The following is an 8,449-nucleotide window of genomic DNA, read 5'->3' as shown; positions in this document are numbered from 1 at the left end:
ATGCTATTGCCGAATTCTACCACAACGGCTCGGTCGCCCGCCGGCAAGTACCGAGGTTTAAGGTACATATATTAGCCTCTCCCTCCAGAAAAGGGAGCAATGCATCATAAACGTATCGCCCCCGCTTATAATAATTTTGAAGGCCCATGCAATCATTATTTCAACCCCAATGCCAAGGTCACCAGGACCAATGGGTAACCGTCAGTGTCATTAGGTTATTTTACAACTTAACAGCCCCTTGCTGATCGCGACCAAAAATTGGAAGATGGCAAAGATGCGTTTCTCTCTTGAGTCAAGAGGATCATCCCCACAAAGTTCACAACACTAAGTCAAACTTATGCTCCAATAGCCCCTCCTTGTTTTTCCGCCCTATCGCGTCTAAAAGATTGATAATTCCTCGTCTTTCAGATCGGTGATAAACATATGCCCAGGAGCATGGGTGATCATTAATTCCGGCTTGGCTTCCATGGCCACTGCCTGCGGGGTAACCCCACATGCCCAGAATACAGGTATCTCGTCTGGTCTTACAGAAACAGCGTCTCCAAAGTGTGGCTTGGAAAGATCCGTAATACCGATCTGTTGCGGGTTTCCTAGATGCACTGGCGCCCCGTGTACGCCCGGAAAGCGGGAAGTCACCTGCACGGCACGAACAACTAATTCCACCGGGATGGGGCGCATACTTACTACCATCGGACCCCGAAATATTCCGGCAGGCACACACTGCCGATTAGTGATAAACATGGGAACATTTTTCCCTTCCTCAATATGCCGCACCGGGATCCCAGCCGCCATCAAGGCGCTCTCAAAGGTAAAACTGCATCCCAAGAGAAACGCCACCAGGTCTTCTCGCCAGTAAGCCGTAATTTCCGTCACTTCGGCTTCCAAGATACCTTGCCGGTAAATCCTGTATTTCGGCACGTCGGTTCGAAGGTCCGCCCCGGGGGCAACCCGCTCCGGTACCGGAGAACCCGGATCTGTCACGTCAATAACGGGACATGCTTGGGGGTTGCGTTGGGCAAATAAAAGAAAATCAAAAGCGTCCCGTTTGGGTAACACCACTAGATTAGCCTGTACGTAACCCGGGGCTAGGCCCGCCGTGGGGCTTCGCCAGCAGCCGGCTCTAATCTCCCTTCGCAGTTCACTAGGCTTGAGATCTGCGAAGTTCATGCGAATTCCCTCCTCTTATGAGGCCGACATCTACTGATTTCAGACCAACCTTCTCTCTACTTAAATTAATGCCAGATCCTACCGCTTAAAAACTAGCCGCCAACCGGTTTAATATCCACGCCAGCATCAAGAAGCCTCTGACGAATGGTTTTAACCAACTCCAACGCTTTGGGATTATCACCGTGGACACAAATAGTATCGGCTTTAACAGCAATGTCTTCGCCATTCCTGGTCCTGACCTTTCCTTCCAGAACCATCCTCAACACCTGTTCTGAAGCCTGCTCCGGGTCATGAATCACTGCACCAGCCTCACGGCGCGAAACCAAAGTTCCGTCAGGATTGTAAACCCGATCAGCAAAAACCTCATAAGCAACCTTCAGGCCCAATTCTTCCCCTGCCCGGGCAAACGCAGACCCCGGCTGGGCAAAAATGATCAGCTCTTTATCCACAGCAGCTATCCCCCGGGCCACAGCAACGGCAACTTCATAGTCCTTAGCGACCATATTATACAAGGCACCATGGGGCTTAACATGTTGCAATCGCACACCAGCCGCCCGGCAGATCCCAAGCATAGCTCCTACCTGGTAGATAATGTCAGTCTCTGCCTCTTCAGGGGTAAGAGCCAAATAGCGTCGCCCAAAACCGACAAGGTCAAGTATCCCGGGGTGAGCACCAACCGCCACACCGTAATCCCGGGCCATATTCACGGTCCTTAACATGACTCTGGGATCCCCCGCATGGAATCCGCAAGCAATATTAGCCGAGGTAATAAGTTTGATAATCTCCTGATCCATGCCAATGACGTATGATCCAAAACTTTCACCCAGATCACAGTTCAAATCCACCTTAAGAGTCATAGTTTTTCCCTCCCAAATAGGCTGACCAGTTCTCTTTCTCCCCCCAATCCCCTAAATTTAAACTCTTTAATAAACTAAATACAATTTCGATGCTTGACGTCGTAGAATCCTATAGGTCGCCTAGTACTAATTACCGCATACCATGGATCGTTTACATCCCTAGGTAGGCCTTTCGGATTCGCTCATCTTCCATGAGTTCTCTTCCTGCCCCCTCAGCGACGATTCTACCCGTCTGCAGGACGTAAGCCCTATCCGCCAATTTCAAGGCGGCATGAACATTTTGCTCCACCAGGAGAATAGTCGTCCCCCTTTGGTTAATTTCCCTAATCATTTCCAATATCTCCATGACCAGCTTGGGCATAATGCCGAGCGACGGCTCATCAAGCATCAGCAGCTTAGGTCTAGACATAAGGCCCCGGGCAATCGCTAGCATTTGCTGTTCGCCCCCGCTCATGGTTCCGGCAACCTGTTCCCGGCGCTCTTTTAGCCGAGGAAAAATCCTATAAATCATCTCTAGGGTTTTCAGCCGCTCCTCCTCCGATTTTTGGGTGTAGGCACCAAGGATCAGGTTCTGTTGTACCGTCATTCGCCCGAAGATCCATCTTCCTTCAGGTACATGGGCTATCCCTGCAGCTACCACCTCATGCGCCGGTAGTTGATCTATTCGCCTGCCGTCGAAAACTATTTCCCCTCCCGTTGGCCTAATCAACCCCGAAATCGTCCGAAGAATCGTTGATTTTCCGGCCCCATTCCCCCCTACTATTACGACTATTTCCCCTTTTTTGATTTCAAAGGAAACATCGTGAATGGCAGGAACTCCTTTGTAACCAGATTTGAGATCTTTAACCTGAAGCAACATGGTCCATCTCTCCTAAGTAAGATTTAATCACTCGGGGATCCTTAGCGACTTCCTCTGGGGTTCCCTCAGCGATTTTTTCACCGCCATCCAAAACCACAACCCGGTGAGAAATGGGCATCACCACTTCCATTACATGTTCTACAATAAAAAGGGCAATTCCCCTTTTATGAATCTGCCGGATCAATTCCACAGCTTCAAGGGTTTCGGTAGGCGTCAAACCAGCCATGACCTCGTCTAAGAGTAGCAGCTTGGGTTTGGTAGCCAAAGCACGGGCCAGTTCTAGACGTTTTTTATCGGCAATGGTTAGCCCCTTGGCCTCCCAATCCAATTTGTTGGCCAGCCCGGTGAATTCTAAAACCTCTTCAGCCTCTTTTCTTGCCCGAGTGGGACTCGCGGTCCGCAAAAAAGCACCAACCATAACATTTTCCAATACAGTCATATCTTCGAAAGGTTTAACTATTTGAAAGGTGCGGGTGATCCCCTTCCGACAGATATATTCGGGGGACCTCCCGGTGATGTCCTCACCGTTGAAAAATATCCTCCCTCCATCAGGTTGGTAAAAACCGGCCACCATGGCAAAAAAGGTACTTTTACCCGCTCCGTTAGGGCCAATCAAACCCACAATTTCCCCTTCATCGATTTGCATAGAAATTTCCCGGTTGGCAACAAGGCCACCAAACCGTTTGGTCAGCTTTTGAATCTCCAACAGAGCCAAAGTTAAGCCTCCTTTCTCCGGGCCTGATTGCGCCCAAATAATCCCATTAAGCCGGCAGGTTGAAAAACAGCAATCAGCATAATCAAGACCCCGTAGACAACCAGATCGAGCGCGGAACCACTTCCGCCCAGGTAGCTGCGAGTAAATTCGGATAAGGGCACCAGAATGGCAGCACCGATAACAGGACCCCATAGAGTACCTACTCCACCCATAACAGCGACCAGACAGGCCTGGATGGAAATCGACATTGCCAGTACGCTATTGGGGTCAATATATAAAACATACTGCGCATAAAAAGTACCAGCCATCGCCATTAGGGCTGCACTAATAGCCATGGCAACCATCTTATAATAGGTAGTATTGATTCCCAATGCTTTCGCTGCATCCTGGTCGTTTTTGATGGCCCGAAAATAATAACCAAGGCGGCTTTTCTCCACCAGTCGGGTTACGAGTAAAGTAAGGCCAAGCATTCCCAAGGCAATATAGTAATAGGGAGTCTTTTCTGTAAATTGGAAGTTAATCCAAACCGATGGCAAGATAGGAAGGTAAAGCCCAACAGCAGCGCCAACCCATTCCCAATTGGAAAAAATAATCATGAAAATCTCGCCAAGAGCAAGAGTGGCAATAGCAAAATAGTGTCCCTTCAGACGAAAGGTTGGGTAGCCGATGGCTAATGAAACTAAAACGGCCAAGATCATTCCAATCAGCATACCAAGCCAAGGACTAATCTGCCACTCCATCATCAACATTGTAGAAGCATAAGCCCCTATACCAAAATAAACAGCATGGCCCAAGGAAACCTGTCCTGTATACCCCCCCAGTATATTCCAGGCACCACCCATAACAGCGTACAAAAATATCAGAATAAACACGTGTAAATAAAAAGGCTGTTGAACCACGTAAGGTAGGATTACTAAAGCTAGGCTGGCAAAAAACAACAGCACTCCCTGAACCGTCTTACCTTTACTCACAATCTTCGTCTGCAGGGAAGCATTTTCCTGTGATAAAATCTTGGACTCTTTCACCTGATACACCCCTTACACATTACCCATCAAGCCTTTGGGTCGAAGTACAACCACAACTACGTAAACCGAGAAAACGATTACGTACTTCACCGATGGATCGATCAACAATCCTGCAAGGGCCTCGGTAACCCCGATAATAATTCCGGCAACAAAAGCCCCTTGGATGCTTCCGAAGCCCCCCAAAGCCACCACAACGTAGGCAAGCAACCCGAACAACGCACCTACTTCTGGGAAAATATAATAAAAGTTGGCCAAAAGGGCTCCAGCTACGCCAACACAGGCGGCCCCTATGCCCCAGGCAAGAGCATACATACGCTCACTGTTGATTCCCATTAAGGAGGCAGCATTCTTATTTTCCGCCACAGCCATTAAGGCCCATCCCATTTCCGTTTTGGTAATAAACCAATAGACAGCAGCCGTCATCACTGCAGCAACTAAAGCAGCTATGACCTGCGGCGTGCTAAGGTAAATACCCAGAACCTCAACTCTCCCCTGAAAGACAGAAACTGCAACGGAACGATAATCTGCACTGTAAATAAGATGGGCAAGGTTGCGTAAAAAGATCATTAAACCAAAAGTTACAAAAATCTGAGCCAACATGGGCGCATCCAACACACGGCGGATTAATGTTTTGTAAGAGAGAATCCCCAGTGCAAATAAAGCTATAGCAGCCACCGGCAGTGAAATCAAAGGATTGATACCTAGCAAACTAAGGGAATAGACGATAAACATACTTACCATCAGAAACTCCCCGTGGGCAAAATTAACAATATCCATAACTCCAAAGATAATTGTCAGTCCAATGGCAATCAGGGCATAAATACAGCCCCACAAAAGCCCACTAACCAGAGTCTGTATCACGATTTCAGTTGTCAATCCTTCCACATGATTACCTCCCTTAATACTGAAGGGGGAGGGTTAAACAGAGCAGGTCTCGGCAGACAGTTATTTGTCCAAACTACCAATAACTAAGCTCCGTTGCAAAAGAGTTCTGTCCGTGCTGTAGTTTGGAATAAGGGTTTAAGCAGCCGACCGTTTCTCAATAATACTTAACCTTACTCTGTTTTCCCTCCCCCATGTAACTTAGCTTGTTTACCTATCCGACCATTTGGGCATCGGCCAAATCAGGTCTTTAGAAGCCAGATTCCACGGCCAAACAGTTACATACTCGCCGTTTTGTATCTGAACGATAATCCCAGAACCAAGGACATTTTGATGGGTTTCGGGATCGAATTTTATACCCTTCCATGGCATAATCAGCTGCTCCGCTGGTATGTTAGTTTCAAGCAGGGCCTGCTGAATAGCCTCAGGCTCTACTGAGCCAGCGCGATTGATGGCATCGGCCAGTACCAACATTGCAGTGAAGGCTCGGGCTGAGTTGCCATCCATGTTGGTACCGAAACGTTCCTTAAACATGTCATTAACCAACTTGATCATTGGCTTGTTTTTCGCCAGGTCCAGAGCCCATACCTCTCGGCTTAGGATATATTCACCGTCTTCGTTCAGAACCTTAAGAAATTCGGGCGCAATAAAACCGGCATCCATGGCCAGGATAGCATCCACATTAAAGTCAAGTTCCTTATATGTTTTCATGGAGAGGATGGCGTCAGAAACATAAGAGGCCTGCAGTAGAATGTCCGGTTTGGCAGCTTTAAGTTTCTGCACCTCACTGTTAAGGTTGGTGCTTTTTGCCGGGTAGTTAATATCCTCTACCACATTATAGCCATACTCAGCAGCAAATTGCTTTTCAAACTTACCCACCTCACTACCCCAAAGGGTATTTTCATAAAGCAGGGCTAATTTCGGATCGCTAATCAAGCCTTTTTCTTTTAAATCATCAAGGAACTGGAAAAAGTTTTCCGAGAATATCTGGTCATCGGGGGTAGTGCGGAAAAACCATTTAAATCCCCTTTTTGTTAGGGTAGGAGAGGTAGATTCTCCGTTTACAAATGGAATGCCGTAACGTTCGGCCGTCTGGCTAGCCGTGGCCGTCACAGAACTGTGGTAACTGCCAACGAGAGCAACGACTTTTTCCTGGGTAATCAATCTCTCCGCTTCACTGGCACCCTTCTCAGGTGAAGCTTGATGATCCGCAAGAATCAATTTAATCTTGGCCCCACCCAGGTTGGGCAAACCAGCGTCCTTGGCCAAGGGCAGGTTCAGATCTGGATAACTACCGTTAATAATTTCTACGGCCAGTTTAACACCATTAGCCAAATCTTCACCGGTGGCCGCAGCTGACCCGGACAAGGGATAAATAGCACCTATTTTAATTTCACTTACTTGCTCCGCGGCTTCCCCACTCTTTTGTGTCTCGGTTGTCCCTTGCTCTGTCTGCTTTTCGCTCGTTTCTTTTGGTTGGGTAGTTGTTGTACACCCGGCTACAAGGGCAACAGTAAGCATCAAAACAAAAAATAGGTTAACCAGTTTGTGTCTCTTCAGAAACTGCATTTTTTTACCTCCCTTTTTTCTTTTATTCGCTTGTCATAACCATGCTGTCACAGGTCGCCCGAAAGGTGAAGCTAACCTCGATCTTTAGACATCACTCCTTTCCTCATTATTGGTCCCATAACGGATCTCATACGAAACGAGATAACCAGAACTAGTTATCCCTAACATTTTTTCAGCCGTGGTTAATCACCCCTATAGCCCAGGGCCTTGGAAATGATCCGGGCGGTGTCCTTTATAGCAGTCAAAAATTCCCTCAGTTGGGTGCCATGATAATTGTGATCTGACCCAGCCAAACTTAAGGCAGCGACCACCTGTCCCTCGCTGTCAAAAAGCGGCACGGCCAGTTCTGCTGAATTTATGGCCAATTCTCCCTTACTCAACGCAAACCCTCTTTCCTTAACTTTTGCCAGGACTTTTTTCAGAACTGCCACGTCAGTAATGGTGTTGGGAGTATGCGCCCGGGGCGGACAAATTTGGAGAATGCGGTCTATCTCTTCCTCGGGCAGATAGGCTAACAGCAGCCTGGTCGAGGCCCCGGCGTATAGAGGAGCACGCCGTCCAGGCCTGATATAAAGGCGGACAGGATTTTTAGATTCAACAACCTCAATGTAGATCCCATCCAGTTCATCGCGCACTACCAACTGAACCGAATCGCCAACCCTATCTCGTAAGCGGACCATCTGAGGAAGAGCCACCCGTCGTAGCTCCAGGCGTTCTTTAACCAGATTGCCTAATTCGAGCAACCGCAAACCCAATCGGTATCTAGTATCGTTAAAATCCAAAGTGCGTTTCAAAAATCCGTGCTTCTCAAGAGTACACAAGAGTCGGTATGTAGTAGCTTTGGAATACCCCGAACGCCTGGCAAGTTCAGTAAGTCCCAGGCAATCATTGGTTTCAAAATATTTCAAAAGCCGAAGAGCCTTATCCACAGTTTTAACGATTCTATCATCGCTCAAAATCAAAGCCCCCCGTGACCGTTTGCTTACATTCATTCATGGTCTAATCCCAAAAGTTGTGCCAATTCAGAAGATTCTAATAACCCAAGTGGTTCACTATATGAACCGCTGTTTCAAATAATGGCTATACTTAGCTGAACCCTTGATCCCACCGTTGCTTTGAAGTGAAACAGCTCGTCCTCCCACCTGGCGTCAAAGGTATTAAAAAAGAAGTCTAGCGATAAATAGTCTCGCTCAGACTTCTCCGCCCTCCTGCTAGAGAACACCATTGCTCTCCTGAGGTAATACTTTGCCTTATTTAGATTATATCTTCTGTTAGTTTTAGCGTCAAGTTAATTTTTTGCATTGAATGTGTCAAGTAGTATCGGGTAAAATTTTCCCTGCTCCAATCGAGGCTTAAAAGTGTACGTCAAATTACG

The 8,449-nt window shown here is 47.5% G+C and carries 8 protein-coding genes; all 8 read right to left on the bottom strand.

Going from position 1 to position 8,449, the window contains the following annotated elements; translation table 11 throughout:
• Positions 1–378: 378 nt before the first annotated feature.
• Positions 379–1,167: a putative hydro-lyase gene (locus tag KKC1_RS04880; RefSeq protein WP_088553374.1), complete on the bottom strand. Its 789-nt coding sequence runs from the start codon at positions 1,165–1,167 to the stop codon at positions 379–381.
• Between the two features lie 92 nt (positions 1,168–1,259).
• Positions 1,260–2,024 (bottom strand): LamB/YcsF family protein, encoded by a 765-nt coding sequence (locus KKC1_RS04875; protein ID WP_088553373.1) that lies wholly within the window; start codon positions 2,022–2,024, stop codon positions 1,260–1,262.
• 151 nt (positions 2,025–2,175) lie between these two features.
• Complete coding sequence (locus KKC1_RS04870; protein WP_088553372.1) at positions 2,176–2,883, bottom strand: ABC transporter ATP-binding protein; 708 nt, start codon at positions 2,881–2,883, stop codon at positions 2,176–2,178.
• On the bottom strand, positions 2,867–3,598 hold the full coding sequence (locus KKC1_RS04865) for an ABC transporter ATP-binding protein (protein ID WP_088553371.1): 732 nt from the start codon (positions 3,596–3,598) through the stop codon (positions 2,867–2,869). The genes KKC1_RS04870 and KKC1_RS04865 overlap by 17 nt, the downstream gene beginning before the upstream one ends.
• 2 nt (positions 3,599–3,600) lie before the next feature.
• Positions 3,601–4,623, bottom strand: coding sequence for a branched-chain amino acid ABC transporter permease (locus KKC1_RS04860; RefSeq protein WP_202819953.1), 1,023 nt, complete (start codon positions 4,621–4,623; stop codon positions 3,601–3,603).
• A 12-nt stretch (positions 4,624–4,635) separates the two neighbouring features.
• A complete protein-coding gene (locus tag KKC1_RS04855; protein WP_202819952.1) occupies positions 4,636–5,508 on the bottom strand; it encodes a branched-chain amino acid ABC transporter permease in 873 nt (290 codons plus the stop codon).
• Between the two features lie 207 nt (positions 5,509–5,715).
• A complete protein-coding gene (locus tag KKC1_RS04850; protein ID WP_202819951.1) occupies positions 5,716–7,074 on the bottom strand; it encodes an ABC transporter substrate-binding protein in 1,359 nt (452 codons plus the stop codon).
• A gap of 182 nt (positions 7,075–7,256) precedes the next feature.
• Positions 7,257–8,030: an IclR family transcriptional regulator gene (locus KKC1_RS04845; RefSeq protein WP_192868079.1), complete on the bottom strand. Its 774-nt coding sequence runs from the start codon at positions 8,028–8,030 to the stop codon at positions 7,257–7,259.
• Positions 8,031–8,449: the final 419 nt, after the last annotated feature.

It is taken from the genome of Calderihabitans maritimus (assembly GCF_002207765.1).
In the GTDB taxonomy this organism is placed as follows: Bacteria; Bacillota; KKC1; order Calderihabitantales; family Calderihabitantaceae; genus Calderihabitans; species Calderihabitans maritimus.
Note: the sequence above shows the minus strand (reverse complement) of the source record. Positions and strands in the feature narration are given on the sequence as shown.